This is a genomic window from Pseudoalteromonas sp. PAR1 (genome assembly GCF_947311895.1).
Classification (GTDB): Bacteria; Pseudomonadota; Gammaproteobacteria; order Enterobacterales; family Alteromonadaceae; genus Pseudoalteromonas; species Pseudoalteromonas lipolytica_C.
Genome location: NZ_CAMZMY010000010.1, coordinates 80419 through 101692, shown reverse-complemented (window position 1 = coordinate 101692; position 21274 = coordinate 80419). Strand labels below are relative to the sequence as shown.

The window sequence follows — 21274 nt, the reverse complement described above, 5'->3', positions numbered from 1 at the left end:
ATCTCAGCATAAAAACTATAAAAAGGAAGCCAGTAATGCCACCTAAAATACTCATTGTTGAAGATACTGAGTCACTCGCCTTGATGTATCAGTCTTATCTGATTCCAACGGGAGTGAAAACACGCATCGCTTATAACGGTGAGCAAGCAATGTGTGCATTACAAGAATTCGAGCCTGACTTAATAATTTTAGATGTCATGCTACCCGATATAAATGGCTTGGATATTTTATCTTCGTTAGACTCAGACACCGCACCACAAGTTATTGTTCTTACAGGTCATGGCACCAAAGAAATGGCCATTAAAGCCATTAAACTCGGCGCGAGTGACTTTTTAGAAAAACCAATAGAAGCCGATCGTTTTAGGATCACCGTAAATAACGCGCTTAAATTAAAAGACTTAAAGCAAACGGTAAAAAGTTATCAAACTACATACGAAAATGGTAAATATTTTGATTTGATTGGTAGCTCAAGCGTGATGCAGTCAGTTTATCAAATCATAAAATCTGCATCGGCAAGTAAAGCAACCGTGTTCATCACCGGTGAAAGTGGTACTGGTAAAGAGTTGTGTGCACGTGCTGTGCATTTAGCATCACCTCGAGCTAATAAGCCTTTTGTTGCTCTAAATTGTGCAGCTATTCCTAAAGACTTAATTGAAAGCGAAATATTCGGACACTTAAAAGGCGCTTTTACTGGTGCTATAGCAAATCGAGAAGGAGCCGCAGGTCAAGCTGATGGCGGCACGTTATTTCTTGATGAACTTTGTGAGATGGATATCAATTTACAAAGCAAACTACTGCGTTTTATTCAAACGGGATGTTATCAACAAGTAGGCAGTGAAAAAGAAGTAAAAGTGGATGTACGCTTCGTTTGCGCTACCAATCGAGACCCGTTACTAGAAGTACAAGAAGGTCGCTTTCGGGAAGATCTCTATTATCGTTTACACGTTTTTCCAATAGCCTTACCGCCACTAAAACAACGGGGCAAAGATGTTATAGAAATTGCTGATGCGTTATTTAAAAAAATAAGTAAAGAAGAAAAGCGTCAATATAAAGGGATGTCTGAAGGCGTAAAAAACTTATTTTTGGGCTACAGTTGGCCTGGTAATGTTCGTCAATTAGAGAACACGATTCGTAATATTATGGTGTTACATGATGAATCATATATCGAAGTGGATATGATCCCCGCATTACCTCAATCCTCTAATCAGAATCAACTAGCATCGTTGCATCAAGTACCGCAACCAGAAGTCATTATTACTGCTGTAGATACAGGCTTGCATACTGAACAGGCTACTATGAATGACACTTTGTTGCCGTTCACTCAAGCAGACATTGAACCATTATGGCTTGTTGAAAAACGTTACATTGAACAAGCTATACAAGCATGTGATAACAACATACCTAAAGCAGCTGCTTTATTAGATGTGAGCCCTTCAACTTTATACCGAAAAATTAAAAGCTGGGAAGAGATGCAAGTAAGCTAGTTCGATAAACTCGGTTAAGTTGCTTGAATTGTTGCTCTCCACCAAACCGTTGCCTGACCAAAGTATGTGCATTAGTAAGCATGTAAGTAATTTGGTCAGGGGTTAAATTGATTAAATTATTTAATTGCTTAGATAGCGCTTGTGCAGAGTTGTCTGCCATTAATAGCCCATTAGTTAAGTGACTCACAATATGAGGTAATTGCCCAACAGGAGAGACAATAACTAATACGCCATGCGACATTGCCTCAAGCACTACCATTGGCAGTCCTTCAGCCCTAGAACAGACCACTAATACATCGAGTTTTTGCCAAATTTCATGTTGCTCGCACATGCCGTGAAAGGATACTGAAGAAAGCTCAAGTTCGTCACGCATAGGTCCATCGCCAAACATATGAAAATTTAAAGAACTAGTGGCAAATTGCTTAGCAACATCTACAAATATATCGGGCCCTTTTTCTATTGAAAGCCGACCAACAAAACCAACATTTAAATTGCTTTTGCATTTAGGTTCTAATGTCGGGTTAGCATTAGGAATAGAAATGAAGTTTTCAAGTACTTCGGCATTGTAAATATCGGCAGCTAATTGATTTGAAACTGCAAAATTTTTAGAAAAGAAGCTTAAAAGCTTATCAAGCTTGTTATATAAAAAGACTTTACCACGGCCAACTTCTCCAGCATGGTAAGTCGAAATGCAAGGGCGGTTTTGCCAGCGGCATACTAACTTACCCATGATACTTGCCTTGTACCCATGGGTGTGCAGTAACGCTGAAAGAGGAAACGATTTTAAAATATCGTTTAAACTTTTTAAGCTCCCGCCAGCAAAACCATAGACGATATTTTCTTGCTCTAAGCGATAGTAAAAATCCCGGTTATTATGATCTTGATAAAATAGGATTGAACTCTTAATATTGTTTCGTTCTAAAAGCTTATTTAAAGCAATTAGGTGACTTTCGATTCCACCTATCAGGCTTGAATCAACAAATAAAATAACACTGTATTTCATATTCACTCCAAGGTGAGACCATGATAGATAATGCTACATTTTCTCAGTTAAAACAGGATGTTGGTGATGACTTAGCTAAACAGCTTTTGCAAGTCTATATCACTGAATCCAGTCAAATTGTTTCAAGCCTAGCTGATCCAAACAAGCAAACTGACATCGAAATTAATGCGCATAGCTTAAAAAGCAGTAGCCTGAGCTATGGTGCATTAGCTGTCGGAAAACTTGCCGAACAAATTGAAATGAAAGCTAAAGCAGATCAATTCGATGACCAACTTGTTAGCCTAATCAGTACGTTGCAAGATCAATTTACACAGACCTCAACCCACGCGCAGAGCTTGATCAGCGCGAATTAATTGCTCATGCTCAGTCTCTAAACTGAGCGGCATTTTTAGGATTTCTCCAAACACCGTGCTTAACTGCTCTATATCGTGTTGTTGATTAGCCGATTTCACCACATCATTAAAATGAGAAACAATTTCACTAAGTGCATCTAAAGAAATACTTAAATCGCAAAAACTATAGCCCAGCATGCCTTCAAGCCAGTCAACAGGTTTCATATCGAGCGATTTAATAACACTGGTTTCTTTAGCGATGTTTTCAATAAACACTCTACATGCCGATGTGTTTTGTACGGCTTTGGCAATATCTTCTACTAACATGGCTGGCATAACACTGGTAATCAGACTGCCTGGGCCAATAATAAGCATATCTGCGTTTTCTATTGCTTGAATAACACCTGGTGCGGCATTTACATTTTGAGAAAGGGTGACGTAATCGGGTAATTCTGCCAGAGAATCAATTTCGCATTCGCCAAATACTTTTAAACCAGAAGGTAACACCGCAAGTAAATCGGTAGGTTCATCTGACATGGGTAAAATAGTTTCAGAGTTTCCTAACATTGCGTTAAACCATGCTACCGCTTGAGTCGCAGAGTTTGTTTGCTGCGTTAAACTTAATAATGCTAAATTACCTAAGCTGTGGCCGTCGAGTTCACCGCCATTAAAACGGTGGTGAAATACTTGATGAATAAGTGAGTCATTATCTGCAAGCTGTAAACAACAGCGCCGTATGTCACCCAATGCAACAACATCTTGACTATTTCTTAGCTTGCCAGTGCTACCTCCATTATCGGTTGTTGCTACAATCGCAGTTAGTTCTGCACAATGAGGTCTTATAGCACTGAGCATATGAGATAAACCATGGCCACCACCAATGCATACTATTTTCATGATTCTTACCCCTTATTCGTTCAATACTACTTAAAAGCATAGTCTGTACCAAAAGATTAAGTTTTATAAGGTAATGAAATTTAAATACTTTATTTTCTAGGTTTAGTGTCTACACTAAAAGTGGTGCATTTATTTGCAATATGCGACGCAATATCAACGTGGAAAAGCAATGGCTGAATTAAATTTACAACAGTTACAGAGTGAACTTCGCAAGTTTCACGGTATAAATGACAGTCGAGCGTTGAAAGCGCAGCTTGAACATGTATTAGCGCCGTACTTTACTTTTAACGAACTTTGTTTAATCAATATCGAACATGACAAAGCATCTTTCGAAATGAGAACCACAAAACACCTTGAATTTGATGAACAATTACTAAAGGAAATACTAAAATCCAGTAACGACGAATGGTGTTTTTTTAATACTAACCATGTTTTCCTAAGCTCAGAGCCACTTAATGATGCCTTGATATTTAAAGTCGCCTTGTCTGAAGAAAGCATGCAATGTTTTGTGTTTTTTTCAGTTAAAGAAAGTGACTATTTTTCTAAAAAAGCATCAACAGCGCTCCATGTGCTATTACAGCAAGTAGCATGGCAGTATTCACAATTAACACGTTTAAATAGGCAAAAATTTCATTCAACCTCGTTATTAACTCGCCTTGGAGAGCTGTCAGAATTATTTAGAGACTTTGCCAGTGAATGGTTTTGGCGCACCAATAAAGAAGAGCGGTTTATTAATGTGCTGACCACAGCTAGCCACAGTAATTTATATAAACGTCATTTTTTACATAAAAATTTCGATGCGATCATTACTCAGCAAGAACAAAAACAGCTTAAAAAATGGTCTCACTTTAAGCACCTTTTAGCCGAGCATGCTGAGTTTCTTGATTTTGACTTTGAAGTTAACTCCTCACCATCGGCATGGGTATCATTTAGTGGCAAGCCACAGTTTGATGCGCAGGGTCAGTTTAGAGGCTACCTCGGAATTGCAAAAGATATCACAGTAAACAAAGACCGTGAGCAAGCTTTGCAATTAGCAAAAGAAAAGGCAGAAGAAGCGAATCTTGCTAAATCTAAATTTTTAACCGTGATGTCACATGAAATACGTACCCCTATGAATGCGATAGTCGGAATGTTAGATTTACTTGCTGATTCAAAACTTAGCGACAAACAAAGCCGCTGGCTTGATTATGCTAATTCAAGTGCCGATTTATTACTTGATTTAATTAGTGACGTACTGGATTTTTCTAAAATTGAAAGTGGCTCATTAGATTTAGACATTAAAGCAACCGACATCAATGCCTTGGTGAAGAATATTGCATCACAGTTTTTAGAGATAACACAAGGCACTAACGTTGTTTTTTCTACACAAATCAAAGACGGCTTACCGGATAAAATAAATATTGATAGTGCGCGAGTAGGGCAAATACTTTTTAATATTCTTGATAATGCTTTTAAGTTTACCAAAGTGGGGACGGTCAATTTTGTAGCAGATTACACTGACCAATACCTACACTTTGAAATATCAGATACCGGGCAGGGAATATCTCCTTCGCATATTGATTCAATTTACGATGCCTTTAAACAACATGACTATGGTGTAAACCGGCAGATTGAAGGGGTTGGTCTTGGGTTAAGCATAACAAAGAGCCTTGTTGATCTAATGAAAGGGGATATTAAAGTTGTTAGTGAACAAAATGTAGGTACTAAGTTTACTATTCAGATCCCCTATACGGTTGTCAGTGCTGATACCAAAGTAGTTGACGACGAAAACACATTAGAGCCTATCGCTATTTTGGTAACTGAAGACAATAAGACCAATCAAGTGTTGATTAAAGCTTTCTTAGAAAAGCTTAATCACCATGTCACATTGGCTGATCATGGCCAACAAGCTATTGAAAAGTTACAACAACAACACTTTGATTTAGTTCTTATGGACATGATGATGCCCGTTATGGATGGTATAACCGCAACAAAGTACATTCGTGATGAATTAAAGATGACCTTACCCATAGTAGCGTTAACAGCCAATGCTTCGCATCAAGATAAAGCAATCTGTATAGATGCGGGAATGAACAAAGTATTAACTAAACCGATTCGCTTTCATGATTTAAATAGGGCTTTGAGGGTGCTATTTAGTCAGTAACAAAGCCCCGAAGGGCCTTTTACAATACCATAGCTGCAATCCAACCGGCGATCAGCAACGGAATATTAAAATGAATAAATGTCGGTACCACAGAATCCCATATATGGTCATGTTGCCCATCTGCATTTAAACCGGATGTTGGCCCAAGTGTAGAATCTGATGCGGGGGAGCCTGCATCACCTAATGCCCCTGCAGTGCCAACAAGCGCCGCAGTGGCCATTACTGAAAAGTTTAGTTCTAATGCCAGCGGTACAAATAAGGTGGCAATAATAGGCACCGTCGAAAATGAGCTACCAATGCCCATCGTTATTAATAACCCAACAAGTAAAATTAATGCAGCAGCAAGTGGTTTATTCCCTTCCATAAGGCCAGCTGCTGAACTAACAAGGGAGGTGACATCACCTGTTGCTTGCATTACCGAAGCAAACCCTTGTGCAGAAATCATAATAAAGCCAATCATCGCCATCATAGCAACGCCTTTACTAAAAACATCACTATTTTGTTCCCACTTAACAACTCCAAATAAACTGAAAATCATTACACCAACTAGCCCACCTAATATCATCGAATTGCTAACACTTTGAGCTATTAACGAGCAAAGCACAGCTGCAATTCCCACAATAAGCACTTTTTTAGGTTGTTCGATAACAACATTTTGAGGTGTTTCAGTAAGCGGGTGTGGAGCATAGTCACGGCGTTTTTTATAACTAATAAACACTGCGATTAACAAACCTACAACCATGCCAAGTGCTGGGATGATCATTGCCATGGGCACCTGGGTATTCACAATTTCTAAACCATTATCGGTTAAGTTTTTATGTAAAATTGAATATAGGTATATTCCACCAAAACCATAGGGCAAAACCATGTACGAGGTTGCCAAACCAAAAGTTAAAATGCACGCAATAGCACGCCTATCTAAGCGTAGTTTGTTGAATATCACTAGCAACGGTGGGATCAATATCGGAATAAAGGCTACATGCACTGGGATTAGGTTCTGCGAAGAGATCGCGCAAAGTAAGATAATAACTAAAATAAAATAACTTAGCGTTGTTTCGCCTTTATGGCTGTGCTCATTCACCTGTTTTAACAGGGTTGAAGCAAGTATTCGGGTCAATCCTGATTTTGAAATAGCCACAGCGAATGCCCCTAGCATGGCATAGCTTAATGCGATTTCTGCACCACCAGAGAGCCCGTCATTAAATGCATTCAGTGTTTCTGATAGACCAAGCCCGGCAGTTAGACCAGCAACAATCGCACTCAGTGTCATTGCGACAATAACGTTAATTCGGCAAAGTGTTAGTACCAGCATCAAAATAACGCCAATAATTACTGCATTCATGGTTTTCTCTATTTTGCTGTTTTGATGGAGTTTAACAGAAGTCGTACCTGCTTTTTGCGGTTTTGATTAAAAGGCTGTTGCTGATAACGTACTTCGATGAATATTTGTTCAAATTTAGCTAGTTTGCTGGCAACTGTTGGCTTTGAGCGCTTCATCAAAGCGATATTTTGCAAAGGAGTGTTTGTTTCATCGTAGTGAATTTGTTGTTTTTCAGCCCAGCGATAAAGTTGCATCAGTTCAAAAACAAGGGGTTCAGAACTGCGAGGTAAACGCTTGCTGTATAAAAAGTAACTGGTAAAACAAAGTGCGAGAGTCACCATAATTACCAATGGAGTTAACCAAAATGCATTATTACCAAAAAGCGCTTTAAATAAGTTTTGTTGCGATTGCTCGTCAAAAGTTAAAACCCAATTTGTCCACTTGTAATCAAGCTCTTCTAATTTAATACGAAGCCAATTAATCGCTTTTAAGTGACTCCAGCGCTTTAAGCCAAAGTTTAAATTATCATTAAACCGTTCGCTCAACGCTTGAAACTCTGACAACGAACCGTTGAGACGCTCAGGTGCAACAACTTCAGTTGCATCGAAAACATGCCAACGCTCATCGTAAAATACTTCAACCCATGCATGTGCATCATATTGGTAAATATTAAGGGTTTTGCCTTGTCGTTCCGCACCTAAGTAGCCTGATACAACGCGTGCTGGATAACCTGCCGCACGAAACATAAAAGCTGCTGTACTGGCGTAGTGGCCACAAAACCCACTTTTATTTTCAAACACAAACTGATCAATGGTGTTTTTATTAAGCATAGGAGTAGGAGTTAGGGTATAGCTAAATTGTTGCGTATTAAAATAGCCTAATAGAGCATTGAAATACGATTGTGCGGTAGTATTTTTATTGGCTAAATTATTTGCCAGCTCACGAGTCTTGGGATTACTTTCAACGGGGAGTTGTGTATAAAGTCGCTGCTCAAAAGGAGTTAGGCTATAACTTACTTTCGTACTTTGCACAGCATATTTAATATTTTTATTTAGATTGCCTTTACGTTTTAGTAAACCGTTGTATGTGCTTGCCACATTATTATGACTACTCGTGGCAAACCCTAACGCAAAAAGCCAATTCGATGATGACGGCTCGGCAATAACATTATATTCAACGTTAGGTTCTTCGATATTGACACTACGATTGTCGCTAAATTGTTGAGACTTCAAAATATCCGATACTAACCATTGCTGACCGTCAAAGGCATCATGAATTAAACTGCGCCAATAATAGGGCGCTTGTAAGGTCGAGTTCGGCTGCTCTTCAACTCTGAACACAAGGTCATCAGACTCTGCAAGCTTGGCAATTGCAAAAGGGTCAACTTGTTCAGATAAGCCAGTTTTTGCAAGCTTTGGCCCCGGAAGTTGCCAAAATGCAGGGAGTTTAGGTAAAAATATAATTAAAAAAACCGATACTGGTAATGCGAGTAAAACTGTTTTAATACTTTGCTTATTGGCAGACTTGAAGCTTTTAGGGCTTGATAAATAACCCAGAACCGCAAAGTTAACGATGTAAAGCAAGCTGACAATAAAGGTCTCTAAAATGCCTTGATAGAATAAATATACCGTGGAAAGGTTAAAAAACACCAGTAAACATACGGTTTGATAGTGTTTTACAGCTTTTGCTTGCAACAATTTAAAAGTGCTAGCGAGTAACATCATAGATACAAACAGTTTAACTGTATCGCTAATCCCTACAGTTACAAACAGAGCAATTAAACACAGTGCCGCAAGGATATTTGCCATCAGTGCAGTGAGTTTTTTATAAAACCGGTCTAACACGAGATTAAAAAAACTTAAGCCGACTAATATGAATAAAAACGAACTAGGGATCTCACCAAATAATAAGCCACTGATTGCTATAAATAGGAATGATAAAACGGCATTAATAAGCGATAAATTCACAACTAATGCTCCGCTAAGGCTTTTAAACATGCTGTTTGATGGACATCACCAGACGCTTTTGAAATTTTCTTTTTTGGCAAAGTTAATGAAAAAGCGATTTGTTGTTCTGTAAGTTGATTAACTAAAAAACATAGCTGACTTAAGCGATACTCTGTATTACCACTTAGCATATTAAAATTAAGCGCTAACTCTTGAGTCGTATCACTGGTAAATTCTTTGCTCAACAATTGCTGTGTTTTTGCATAATGTTTCCATGATACTTTATTCAAAGCTGAGCCTTTAATAAAAGGTGTTAATTGATAAAACTCATCAGAACCTGTTTTAGATTGTGCATTATCACCTGCATCGTTCAGCTCTTCATGTAACTCAATATCTAAGTTTTCTGCTGATTTAGGAGTAGGGTAAACATAGATCACATCACTCGGCTGAATATAACTCCACACAGACACTAAACCAAATGGAAAGTGACTTATTATTTTTGCTTTTTCAAGACCGTAAACACCACGTTTAGTACAGTTAAGTGCTATTTCAATGGTTTTTTTGTCCGAGTTATCCAGCGATATAGTCTCTGACTCTGAGCCAGATATCATTAATTTTACTTGTTGGCTACTAGAGGTTGATTGTAACTGATAACGCGCATATGGAGATTTTGGAGCATAACTATTTATAGCAAAAAGATACTTAACAGATAAACCGCGCATATTCTTATAACCAGTGAGAATCGAGAACACCAAAATAACTACCATCAAATAGGCCATCGCCAAGATCAGATTGTTTTGATAATTGATGCCCATCACAAAGTTAAGCAGTGCAATGAGTAAAAACTTCATGCCTAATTTAGAAGGTAATACATAAATGTTTTTATGTTGAAGAGAGATCTCATTAACGTTATGTTTATTCTTCAAAAATTTATTGAAAATGGATTGGCCAATTTCAGAAATAATAAAAGCAGGGCGCTTTAACATGCTTATAAGCTTACAGGCACATGATTTAATGCATAGCCACTATCTTGATTGTTCAAACCAAGGCGGTGATCAGTCACACTGCTAAATACAGCTTGAACATCCTCAGGTAACACAAAGTCACGTCCTTCAATATAAGCCCATGATTTCGCTGCACGCGAAATAGCAATACTGGCTCTTGGCGATAAAGGATTAACAAAATGAGAGCTTTGGCGTGTGTAATCAACCAGTTCTAAAATATAATCAACAATCGCGTTACTCAATGTAACTGAAGATATTTCTTTTTGAATAACAGCAAGTTGCTCAGGGGTAATGCGAACTGGTAATTCATCATAATTGCGGTTATTCAAACCTAAAATTAAGCTTTTTTCTGCTTGTTTATCAGGAAAGCCTAAGCTAATACGCATGAAAAAACGATCTAATTGTGACTCAGGTAACGGGTAAGTACCTGATTGATTTACTGGATTTTGTGTTGCGATAACAAAAAATGGAGAAGGCAGGGCATGTTTAACCGAATCAACAGTAACTTGTTTTTCTTCCATGGCTTCAAGTAACGCACTTTGTGTTTTAGGTCCCGCGCGATTTATTTCATCTGCTAACACAACCTGACTAAAAACAGGGCCTTGATGAAAAGAAAACGCATGTTCTTTTGCATCAAAAATATTTGTTCCTAGTATATCTGATGGTAGTAAATCACTGGTGAATTGAATACGTTGGTAAGATAACCCTAAGACTGCCGCAAGTGCATGAGATAATGTGGTTTTTCCCATCCCAGGTAAATCTTCAATTAATAAATGGCCTTCGCTAAACAAACAAGCTAGAGCAAGTTTAATTTGTTGTTGTTTACCAAGAATAACAGTAGATAGGTCATCTATAATAAGATTGATTGTTGAGTTCATAAACTACTTAACTTGCGATGGTTTCCATCATTTCTAGGCGCTTCATGACAGTATCGACTTTTTTGGCATTAAATGGTTTTGCAATAAAACCCTTAGCACCAAGTTCCCAAGTATTTTGCACATTCTCAAGACTATTATGGCCGGAACACATAACAACATGAGTATGTGGGTGATGGTCATTTAAGTATTCAAGGATCTCAGTGCCGTCTGTATTAGGAAGCTCAATATCTAGAAAGATAACATTTGGAGACTTTTCCTCAATAACAGTTTTTGCTGATTCAAAATCTCGGCTTTCTAAAATATCGTCAAAACCCAGACCAGTTAAAATTTGATTTAAATAATCTCTGATATCTTGCATATCATCAATTATCAAAATTGGCTCTAACGGTTTCACAAATTCCATATCGTTTACATCTTATCGTTACATCTCAAGTTGATAGTTTTAATATATGCTATGGAGTAGCTAAGCTCAAGAAACAGCCACGAATTAAATGAATAAGTTGATAAAACACCGCCACAATGTCCGATACCGTCTAGTATTGGACTTAGCGCACACAGAGTGTAGGTGTGGTTATGTATTTATGCGTTACTTCCTATAATTTATATTATGTTAAATAGCTTATTTATCTTTATAAGTAGGTTCGTTAGTCTGACAAACGGACTCTAAATTGAGATTTGGGACTCACTGGAGATTGAGTCCCCTTGGGACTTATAAATCGAGATTATTTTTAAAAATGTTAATACAGGCTAATATAATTGTAATTCTATAGATTGAAATGCGTTTTTACTCTTTCAACAGTATGCGACCATTTCGGTGTTTGTGGTTTGCAGACTGAATTCTGATTTCCAAACAATCCTGTTTCATTAAATGCTTGAGCCAACGGCACTGCTTTGATCCATTCAACAGGAATCAGATACTCAGCATCATCATCGTCTAAACTAGTAAAATTCGAATAGTCGCCATCAGTGTCTAAGTCTAGTAAGGTTTTATTATCGTGCTTTGCAAACTGGTAGTTTTCTGCTCTGGATATTTCACCAGCAACTTTTCCAACAGCAACAAAGCCCGTTTGAGGAATTTTAACCCATACACGGTCACCAATATCTAACATATTTAATGTATTTGAATACCAACGACCTCTACCCGCTGAAACAAAGCCATATTTTAAAGCATCATTCCAATGTCGCTCTTTACCATGCCCAAAAGAAACATAAAACTCACCGTTCCAAGGCTCTTTTGTTGATTTTGAAATAACGCGCTCTTGGGTTTCTTCTGGAGCTATCATCCAAGCTCGACTTAAATATTGATTTGTACCATCTTCAAATACTGTGAAAAACACTGCGTTTACAGGTATTTTAGCTTTGTCATTTAAGTAGTTGATAATCCGCTCTGAACTTGCATCCAATGCAGCAGCTACAATTACCATTTGGTGTGAACCGTCATAATTAACATCTTTGAAAGGAACACCGAACTTTGACTCAAACGCCCTATCCAAACTTTGTTCCGATATTGCGCATTTCGTACTGTAATCATGATAAATATCAACTAATTTACTGTCGTCAATTTCAACCACCCAAGATGCGTAATCTAGTGCTTGAGCTACGACATCTCTTGGTGTTTTATCGCGCTTTAACTCAATGATAATGACACTTCCGCTTGCATCTATAGCAAGTAAATCAATGTATTTATCAAAATCAGTTCGCACTTGACGACCAATAAGCAACCAATTTGGATTTAAAATAGAAATGTCTGCAACAATCAGTTCCTCCAATTGTTGTTCGCTTTCCAAGGTTACAGTTTTTAATCTTGTTGGTTTATCGCCTATTTTCCAGATTCCCTGTTCTATCGCCATTATGCAGCCCTATTTTTCTTGAAATTCTCAGCTTGTTCGAAGATCTCTTTATACACTTCATCACGATCAACTGGCGGGTAGCCAAACTTAGCTAGCAACATTATAAGGTCTACTTTTAGTTCAGCCTTAATATCTTCCCGTTGGCTCCAATCTGTGTATTTAGCCTTGTCATCAACAACATCTTTTACTGCTTTAGCTAAGTCGAGAAGCTTATCCTCAGGGTAGTTGAAGTCATATTTGATCGCTAGCGCCAGTAAAATGTCGTAAAAAGCTTTCTCTTCAAGGTTAATTCCCATGTCCGCGAATGAACCCATTTCAGATTTGAGATCTTGGTACATGTTGATAATTTCATCTGAAAAGTCTTCAAGTACTTCACTGACTAAAACATCTTCTTCCTTGCGCTCGTTATACTTATCAACCAATGATTTAAAACGAGCTGAGAAATCAACAGCTTTTAGCTTATTTACTTGCTTAAACTCGCCAATTGCCTTTGCCAGCATCTGCTGAAGTAGCTTGATTTTGGTATTGGGAAGCTTAATTTTTTCAATTTTAGCTAAGTAATCATCATCGAAAATATCAACGCCATCTTCGCCTTGCCCTAGCTTAAAAATCTCTTCTACACCGTCACTCTTTAGTGCTTCAGAAATCATCTCACGTACCTTGGCATTCATTTGTGCAGTATCGGGCGCATTACCTTTGGTGAGCTTGTAAACAATAGAACGAACAGCTAAATAGAAATGGATGTAATCACGCTCTTTCTGCGATAGTTTTTCACTACCACAGCAAACGTCATAAGCCGTTTTTAAACGTTTTACTAATGCCATAAAGCGATGTTCAAGTTTTTGAGTTTGCAAAACAAATTCAGCGCCATTGTTGAGGCAGTTAAGTTGCGCAACTGGTTGCCCAGTAAAGTAAGGTGACACATCAAACTGATGCATGAGTTTGCCCAATAAATCCAAATGATCCTTAACAACAATGATGGACTGAGCAATGTCCTCAAAATTAGTTTCATCCGTTTTTGAATACATGGCTAATGCTTTATTCATCTGTGTTTTGATGCCGATATAGTCAACAACCAGCCCTTTGTCTTTACCTTCAAACTTACGGTTAACACGCGATATAGTTTGAATTAGGTTATGGCGTTGTATTGGCTTATCGATATAGATGGTATCAAGGAAAGGTACGTCAAAACCCGTCAGCCACATATCGACAACAATGGCGATTTTGAAGTTCGACTTTTCATTTTTGAATTGGCGGTCTAACTCTTTACGATATTCTTTAGTACCAAGTAAATCCCAAAGCTCTTTAGGATCATCCTTGCCACGAGTCATCACCATTTTGACTCGTTCCATTGGTTTTATTTTTTTGCGCTCTTGCTCTGATAGCTCTACGCCAATTTCGCATTCCAGTACCTCAAACCAATCTGGGCGAAGGTCTTTTAACTCTTGGTAAAATAAATAAGCTACTTCACGCGCAGAGCTTACAAACATAGCTTTACCTTTTATGGTAGACCCTTCCTCAATGCGTGATTCATAATGGGCAACAAAATCTCTTGCTAACGCGCTTATACGATCTGGATCGCCCAAAATGGCTGTCATATTTGCAGAGGCTTTCTTACTTTCTTCTATCTGGTGTTCATTACTGCCATCATCAGCGCATTGCTGATAGTAAGCTTCAATTTCTTCGAGCTTAGCGTTATCTAAAATGACCTTAGCCGCTCTACCTTCATAGACGATGCGGACAGTGATCTCATCTTTCACAGATTCAGTCATAGTGTAGGCATCAATAACCTGACCAAACACATCAAGCGTGGCATCAACTGGCGTTCCAGTGAAACCTACAAAGGTTGCATTGGGTAACGAGTCATGAAGGTATTTGGCAAAACCATAAGTTTTCTTAACACCCTTTTCCGTCACTCTAACTTTCTGATCTAGGTTTGTTTGGCTTCGATGCGCCTCATCTGAAATACAAATAACATTACTTCTATCAGTGAGTAACTTGGTATCTTCAGTAAACTTATGAATAGTCGTTAAGAACACACCACCACTATTGCGACCTTGTAGCAGTTCTCGTAAATGGTCACGGCTTTCAACTGCAACAACGGTTTGATCGCCAATATACGTTTTTGCATTAGAAAATTGTTGCGATAACTGATCATCCAAATCTGTTCGGTCAGTAATTAACACAATAGTTGGGCTTTCAAACTCAATACTTTTCATTAATAAGCGTGATAAAAACTGCATAGTAAAACTTTTACCACAGCCAGTTGCACCGAAGTACGTACCACCTTTCCCATCACCATCTGGCTTGCGTGCTAGTTTAATATTGTAGTAGAGCTTCCTAGCCGCATAGTACTGCGGATAGCGGCAGACAATTTTTACTTCAGCCTTTGACGAATCAGGAAAATAAATGAAGTTGCGAATAACGTCACGCAGGCGAGCTTTATTAAATAATCCCTGCAACATAGTATGTAGCGAGTTGATACCATCTTTTTCTATCGACTCATTACCCGTTACCTTGCGCCATGCATAGAAGAATTCATAAGGCGCATATAAGCCCCCCATTTTGTTGTTAACACCATCGCTGATAACACAAAATGCGTTGTAGACGAATAGAGCGGGAATGTCCCTGCGATAGCGAGTATTTAACTGAACATAAGCATCATGAATTGAAGCTTCTTCTTCACGAATGGCACTCTTAAACTCGAACACCACTAACGGCAAACCGTTAATGTACAAAATGCCATCGGGAATACGCTTCTCGCCATCAACACCTTCAATCTCAAGCTGGTTAACTATTTTGTATATATTGGTGTCGTTATATGTGGCAGGCTGTTCTGCTACTTTCGGTAATTCTGATGCTAGTTCCTTTGCTAAATCAGGTAACAGGCTTTGGACAACATTGGTGTAATCGACTAATTGAATATAGAGATCTTTTTGAGTGTGATCTTCACGTTTTAACAAAAAGCCATCACTTAACCATTTACAGAAGGTTTTATTGCTATCGTACAAGTCACTAGCAGGCAGTGATTCTATTTGCTTGATGATTGAATCAATTTCACCAGCAGTAATATTGTCAGCTTGATACTTATCAGATAAAAACTGACGCATGTCATCCTTAATCAAAACTTCAGTATTAGTGCGATTAAGTTCATAACCGGGAACATAAGGAAAACCTTGCTCACCAAGCAGTTCAATAATTGCCGCTTCCAGTTGTGCTTCAGTAAATTTCATCATGCAGCCACTCCTTGCTCTTTTGACGATTCATCTGATTCGCCCTCAACTCCTATCATCATCTTATAATGAGCACCATGATCAGACGCTTCAAAAATCTTCTTGAAAACTTTTCTGTAGATATCAATAACCCCAATGTCTTGAGTTACGTACAAATCATCAATGGCATGGTGAGAGCCATCGTTAACCCACGAAAACAGTGACTGACAAATCAGCCTTTCTTCCCCTTCGAAAAGCTCAATCATGTCATCTTTTTTGATATTCCCTAAGAACGTAAAATAGTGTTCTAAAATCTTTCTCATTGTATTTTGAATGGTTAGCGAACAAGGCTCTGGCGATTTTATATCCTGCCAGAGTAATTCATACGATGATTTTATTGGGTTTGATTTATGCCCAACAATTTTAGAAGTACCATCAACTTTCCGCACAATCCAAAATGTTTCATCTCTCATTTTATCTTGCCCTGACCGTTTTTTATTAAATGTAACTTCCTTAAAAAAATAAGTGTTATGGGTCAAGATGAATAATTGCTTCATTAAGCTAGTTTCATTTCTACCATCAGACATTAGCCCTTTAATCAAGGTACTAACAATAAATAAGATATCGCTATCTAAGCTAGAAACTGGGTCATCGATAACCACAACCCTGTCAGTCGTTATGCCAACTTCGCTGAAGCTACCTTTAAGTAAATGGTAAAAATATAAAAAAGATATAAAGGTTTTCTCTCCTTCACTTAGGGTCTCTTTTGCACAAGAGCCATCCCTCCTAACAATTGAGTAGCAACGGTCTTTCGTAGATTTTCCGATAGTGAAACTAGTGAACCCAAATGACTTTAATAAGCCGTTTATCGCATCAATTGTTGGCTGAATTGAAGTAGTATCCTTTTCTAACTCTTTTATTTCAGCATCCTTAGCTATCTTATCTGCCTTTTTAGTATTTATACCGACAGTTAAACCCCGAATAGCTTTTTGCAAACTTGAGTAGTCTTTTGTGTATTGCTGAATTTCAGCTTTTAGCTCATTCTCTAACACATATTTCCAAACCTGATTGCTTAACAATTCTTTTTCGTTTTTAAAGTTGGATACAATTAAATTATGCTGATTTATTGAGTTGTTGGCGTTTTCCACTATCGTTCTAATCTCATCAATTATTTGATGAGTAGCTTTTAATGTAACAGTAGAAGCAGGCTCTGATACTTTATTACCAAGCAACTGCATATTCTCACTGATTATTGCTTTTAATGTGTCAAACTTGGCTTTTAATAATTCGTTGTCAATATCTGCATGATTATTAGCTACAAGATTTTCGAGATGTGAAATTAATTGTTGTGATGAACTAGAATATGACGCCACTGTAGCCTGTAGAGATTCAATGTTTTGAGTGAAGGTTTCATCAAAATAATTAGCTAACTGCTCTTCAAAGCCACTCAGCAGTGATTGTTGACAAAATGGGCACTCACCTGCCGATTGAGGTAAGTAGTTCATACCATGCCTAACCCAGTCGCTGTTATTAAGCTTATTAATTACTCCAGCTATATCGACATCGCTTTTACCAATTATTCTGTCTTTTAAAATTTGATGCTGTTCCAATTCCTTTAATTTTGATGAGTCAACAGTTAGTGAAATCAAAGGTTTTGATTCAGGTGTATCACCAAATAGAGTCTTTGCCTTTTCAATTAAATATTCTTTTGATTTTAAATCAGCAGTATTACTAGCGCTCTCACTAACAACTCGTTCTTTAAACTTAGATTTACTGTTACGTACACCTTGAAAAGCGTCTTTAAATAACTCATCTAATTTATCTTTTACTAACCAACACTTGTCTGTGAAATTATTGTCGATAACTTCAAGCTCTTTTATTTTACCCTTGTTGCTCTCGTCACCATTTAAAATTAACTCTTTGGATTTGATTTCTTCAACTATCTTATCTAATTCACTTTTTCCTTGTGCGATCCTATCAATAATTGCTTGATCAGCTTCCCCCAAGGTAAATACACCGGGCAGGTCTTTTTGAGGATTGAAATTTTTCTCTACAAAATCTCGATTATAAACAAATGTTTCTATGGGTGAACCAGACCACTTTACGGCACAGTTTGCGTACCTTGTTGAATCCTCTATCAATCTAGAAATTGTCGTTTTACCAGCACCATTTGCACCAAAGAAGAAATTAAACTTTTCAAGTGGTGACACCTGTTGAGGGGTTAATCCATATGTTGCTGCGTTAGCAATCTCTAGAGAATTAATCATGCGACATCCTTGCTTGGTAATTTAATTTCACCTGAAATTAATTTGGGTAGTAACGTCTCTCTTAACTTTTCTAACGCCATTAAATTTTTACTATTTAGATCAATCATTTCATCCATTGATGACGAAACAGCTTCAAACTTACTTATTACTCGGTCATCTGGCGCTACATACGGGAGGTTTTTAAAGTCTTTTTGGTTAATACTACCAAAAACAGTCCCTTCACCTTCATACCTTTCGAAGAAATGATTTAAATTTTGAATGGTGTAATAGGTAAATGAGATAGCTCCTGATTGATGCCTGACTGCGGCAACGCCTCTGCCAATAGCACAATTTTCTTTTGCCATATTTGCATCACCAACTGGAGCACGCACGCTTACCAATGTATCGAACTTATTGGCAAGTCTTTTTGGAGCCGTACAATAAACTCTGTTTTTAGGATATCTAAAACCAAAGTCCGCACGTCCCTGATAAAATGCGATACCTTCCCCAATTTCATTGTAAGTACTTCCCGGAGGGCTTTGTCCCATAGTTACATCAAAGCTCGAACCTATATTTGATGCCTTCCAGCCTTTAGGTATCCAACCATCAAAACCAACTGTTGATTCATCGGTTTGTTCAAATTCGCTTGGGAATAATGCGCGGATATTATCAGGCAGTGGTTTAAAGTCTGGTAGCTGCTGAACTTGTTTGCGCTGTTCAGCTTTGTATTGCAAAGCTTCAGGAATGTTGTTGCCAGCGGCAAGTGCGTTGTCGATAACAGGATCAAAATCAACAAACCAGCTTTTAAATAACGCCTGCGCCATTTGCTCTAAGGTTACGTTGGTTTGCTGATTTAGTTCGATTCTTTCATCTAATCGCTTTAAAACTCCTGATATTCGCTTTTGTTCAGTCAATTCTGGGTACGATATAGTTAAGCGACCAATCATTTCATTATTCAAACTCGCACGAGTTGACATAGTTGAAAATGCAAGCATCTTCTGTCTAAATATCGGGCTTCTCAAATAATAACCAACGTACTCAGGGTGCAGTACTTTCTCCGTACCAGATTTCGGCCTTAATCGTTTAGTAAAACCATTGAAAGTCGCTTCTGGATAGTCTTTCAGAGCAACACTACTCATCCCTAATTCATGCATTGTTTCACTTGTGCGAGTAATAAACACATCGCCTTTCTTAACAGAACATTTAAGGCGCTCTTTATCTTCTGATTGTACTAATTGCTCCAATTGCTCAGGCAAAAAGGTATTCTTAAATACGTCTTTAAAAGACACAAAAGGATAGCCTTGACCAAAAAACTTGGCCGATTTAGACAACCCAGAACTTACATCATAATAATCAAGCAATGACGATTCAGACCTATTACTCACCATAACCCAACACCTCCAAGTTCTGGCGAATCGCTTTATCCAACGTTTCGGCATGTTCCATTTGGCTGTAAAGAGTTTGGCTTAGCTCTTTCATTTTCACTTCAAAAGGGATGCCATCATCTTCTAATTCGGTTGCACCGACATAACGACCCGGTGTTAATACAAAGTCATTAGCTTTGATTTCTTCCAATGTTGCTGATTTTGAATAACCCGCTTTATCTTCATACTCGCCATCTTTTTTCTCACCGCGCCATGCATGATAAGTTCTTGCAATTTCTGCGATATCATCCGTAGTTAGTTCTTTATGAACACGGCTAACCATAGTGCCCATTTCACGAGCATCGATAAACAGGGTTTCACCTTGGCGGTCACGATAACCCAGTTCGGCATTTTCTTTTTTGTTTTTGGTGATAAACCACAAACAAACTGGAATTTGTGTGGTGTAGAAAAGCTGCCCCGGTAGCGCAATCATGCAATCAACCAAATCGTTTTCAATAATCTTCTGGCGAATTGTGCCTTCACCACCTGTATTAGAACTCATTGAACCATTAGCTAGTACAAAACCTGCTGTACCGTTTTCACTAAGCTTTGAGATCATGTGCATGATCCACGCATAGTTAGCGTTGCCAGTAGGCGGTACTTCAAAACCAGCCCAACGAGGATCGTCAACTAATTCGTTTTCTGCACGCCATTGCTTCTGGTTGAACGGTGGATTACTTAAAATAAAATCGGCTTTTAAATCGGGATGCTGATCTTTAAAGAAAGTGTCACCTGCAACATCACCTAAATTACCGTTAATACCACGCACAGCAAGGTTCATTTTTGCTAATTTATGAGTTGTGCTGGTGTATTCCTGCCCATAAATTGAGATGTTTTTCTTACTACCTTTGTGACTATCAATAAACTTAAGCGATTGAACAAACATACCGCCACTGCCGCAGCACGGGTCGTATATCTTACCTTTGTAGGGTTCAAGCATTTCTGCAATCAAGGTTACTACCGATTTGGGTGTATAGAACTCACCACCACCTTTGCCTTCATTCGCGGCAAACTTACCAAGGAAGTACTCGTAAACACGCCCAACAAGGTCTTCTTCGGTCATATGACATTCGTTAGCAATGGTATCGATGTTATTGATGGTATCGATAAGTGCTGCAAGCTTGCTGACATCAAGCCCTAAACGAGAAAAGTAATTGTCAGGCAATGCGCCTTTCAGTGATGCGTTATTTTTCTCAACCGTATGTAAGGCCGTATCAATTTTTACTGCAATGTCATCTTGCTTAGCTTGCTTTTGAATAAATGACCAACGCGCTTCCTCTGGTAAATAAAACACATTGTCTTTGGCATAGAACTCAACCATATCAACATAATCACCCATGCCCTCGGCAATTAGCTTTTCACGCTGCTTTTCAAACTTATCGCTAATGAACTTTAAGAAGATAAGGCTCAATACAATGTGCTTGTATTCAGATGATTCAACACTGCCGCGAAGCTTATTAGCCGCATCCCAAAGCGACTCTTCGAATCCCTTTACATTTTTATTTGGGGCTTTTTTATTTTCTTCTGTCATGTT

15 protein-coding genes are annotated in these 21274 nt (G+C 38.2%); 3 read left to right on the top strand and 12 right to left on the bottom strand.

Annotated features, from left to right (window positions below; all coding sequences use genetic code 11):
- Positions 1-35: 35 nt before the first annotated feature.
- A complete protein-coding gene (locus tag QL229_RS10385) occupies positions 36-1484 on the top strand; it encodes a sigma-54 dependent transcriptional regulator (protein ID WP_281546847.1) in 1449 nt (482 codons plus the stop codon).
- On the opposite strand, the gene QL229_RS10380 is transcribed toward QL229_RS10385, so the two are convergent.
- Entirely contained in the window at positions 1453-2487 is a 1035-nt protein-coding gene (locus QL229_RS10380) for a glycosyltransferase family 4 protein (RefSeq protein WP_138557537.1), read from the bottom strand. The two genes, QL229_RS10385 and QL229_RS10380, sit on opposite strands and share 32 nt — an antisense overlap.
- A 20-nt stretch (positions 2488-2507) precedes the next feature.
- On the opposite strand from QL229_RS10380, the gene QL229_RS10375 reads away from it, so the two are divergent.
- Complete coding sequence (locus QL229_RS10375) at positions 2508-2840, top strand: Hpt domain-containing protein (protein WP_138557538.1); 333 nt, start codon at positions 2508-2510, stop codon at positions 2838-2840.
- Here the strand turns inward: QL229_RS10375 and yvcK are convergent.
- Positions 2805-3716, bottom strand: a complete 912-nt coding sequence (gene yvcK / locus QL229_RS10370) for a uridine diphosphate-N-acetylglucosamine-binding protein YvcK (RefSeq protein ID WP_138557539.1) — start codon at positions 3714-3716, stop codon at positions 2805-2807. The genes QL229_RS10375 and yvcK overlap by 36 nt on opposite strands.
- 169 nt (positions 3717-3885) lie before the next feature.
- Here yvcK and QL229_RS10365 point away from each other — a divergent pair, with 169 nt between their 5' ends.
- Entirely contained in the window at positions 3886-5859 is a 1974-nt protein-coding gene (locus QL229_RS10365) for a response regulator (RefSeq protein ID WP_138557540.1), read from the top strand.
- Positions 5860-5878: 19 nt separating this feature from the next.
- Here the strand turns inward: QL229_RS10365 and QL229_RS10360 are convergent, their stop codons facing one another.
- The 10 genes from QL229_RS10360 to QL229_RS10315 form a co-directional block, all read right to left on the bottom strand.
- Positions 5879-7201, bottom strand: a complete 1323-nt coding sequence (locus QL229_RS10360; RefSeq protein ID WP_281546846.1) for a Na+/H+ antiporter family protein — start codon at positions 7199-7201, stop codon at positions 5879-5881.
- Between the two features lie 8 nt (positions 7202-7209).
- Positions 7210-9147 carry a DUF3488 and transglutaminase-like domain-containing protein gene (locus QL229_RS10355; protein ID WP_281546845.1) on the bottom strand — a complete coding sequence of 646 codons (1938 nt, stop codon included), beginning with the start codon at positions 9145-9147 and terminating at the stop codon, positions 7210-7212.
- A 2-nt stretch (positions 9148-9149) separates the two neighbouring features.
- The gene (locus QL229_RS10350; protein WP_138557543.1) at positions 9150-10112 is read right to left on the bottom strand and encodes a DUF58 domain-containing protein; all 963 of its coding nucleotides are present in this window, start codon (positions 10110-10112) and stop codon (positions 9150-9152) included.
- A 2-nt stretch (positions 10113-10114) separates the two neighbouring features.
- The gene (locus tag QL229_RS10345) at positions 10115-11008 is read right to left on the bottom strand and encodes a MoxR family ATPase (RefSeq protein WP_138557544.1); all 894 of its coding nucleotides are present in this window, start codon (positions 11006-11008) and stop codon (positions 10115-10117) included.
- A gap of 7 nt (positions 11009-11015) precedes the next feature.
- On the bottom strand, positions 11016-11411 hold the full coding sequence (locus QL229_RS10340) for a response regulator (RefSeq protein ID WP_135924536.1): 396 nt from the start codon (positions 11409-11411) through the stop codon (positions 11016-11018).
- A 361-nt stretch (positions 11412-11772) separates the two neighbouring features.
- Entirely contained in the window at positions 11773-12858 is a 1086-nt protein-coding gene (locus tag QL229_RS10335; RefSeq protein ID WP_281546844.1) for an endonuclease NucS domain-containing protein, read from the bottom strand.
- Positions 12858-16091 (bottom strand): type I restriction endonuclease subunit R, encoded by a 3234-nt coding sequence (locus tag QL229_RS10330; protein WP_281546857.1) that lies wholly within the window; start codon positions 16089-16091, stop codon positions 12858-12860. Before QL229_RS10330 ends, QL229_RS10335 begins: the two co-directional genes overlap by 1 nt.
- A complete protein-coding gene (locus tag QL229_RS10325) occupies positions 16091-18337 on the bottom strand; it encodes an AAA family ATPase (protein WP_281546843.1) in 2247 nt (748 codons plus the stop codon). The genes QL229_RS10330 and QL229_RS10325 overlap by 1 nt, the downstream gene beginning before the upstream one ends.
- Positions 18334-19704 carry a restriction endonuclease subunit S gene (locus tag QL229_RS10320; protein ID WP_281546842.1) on the bottom strand — a complete coding sequence of 457 codons (1371 nt, stop codon included), beginning with the start codon at positions 19702-19704 and terminating at the stop codon, positions 18334-18336. The genes QL229_RS10325 and QL229_RS10320 overlap by 4 nt, the downstream gene beginning before the upstream one ends.
- Positions 19694-21271 (bottom strand): class I SAM-dependent DNA methyltransferase, encoded by a 1578-nt coding sequence (locus QL229_RS10315; RefSeq protein ID WP_281546841.1) that lies wholly within the window; start codon positions 21269-21271, stop codon positions 19694-19696. Before QL229_RS10315 ends, QL229_RS10320 begins: the two co-directional genes overlap by 11 nt.
- Between the last annotated feature and the right edge of the window lie 3 nt (positions 21272-21274).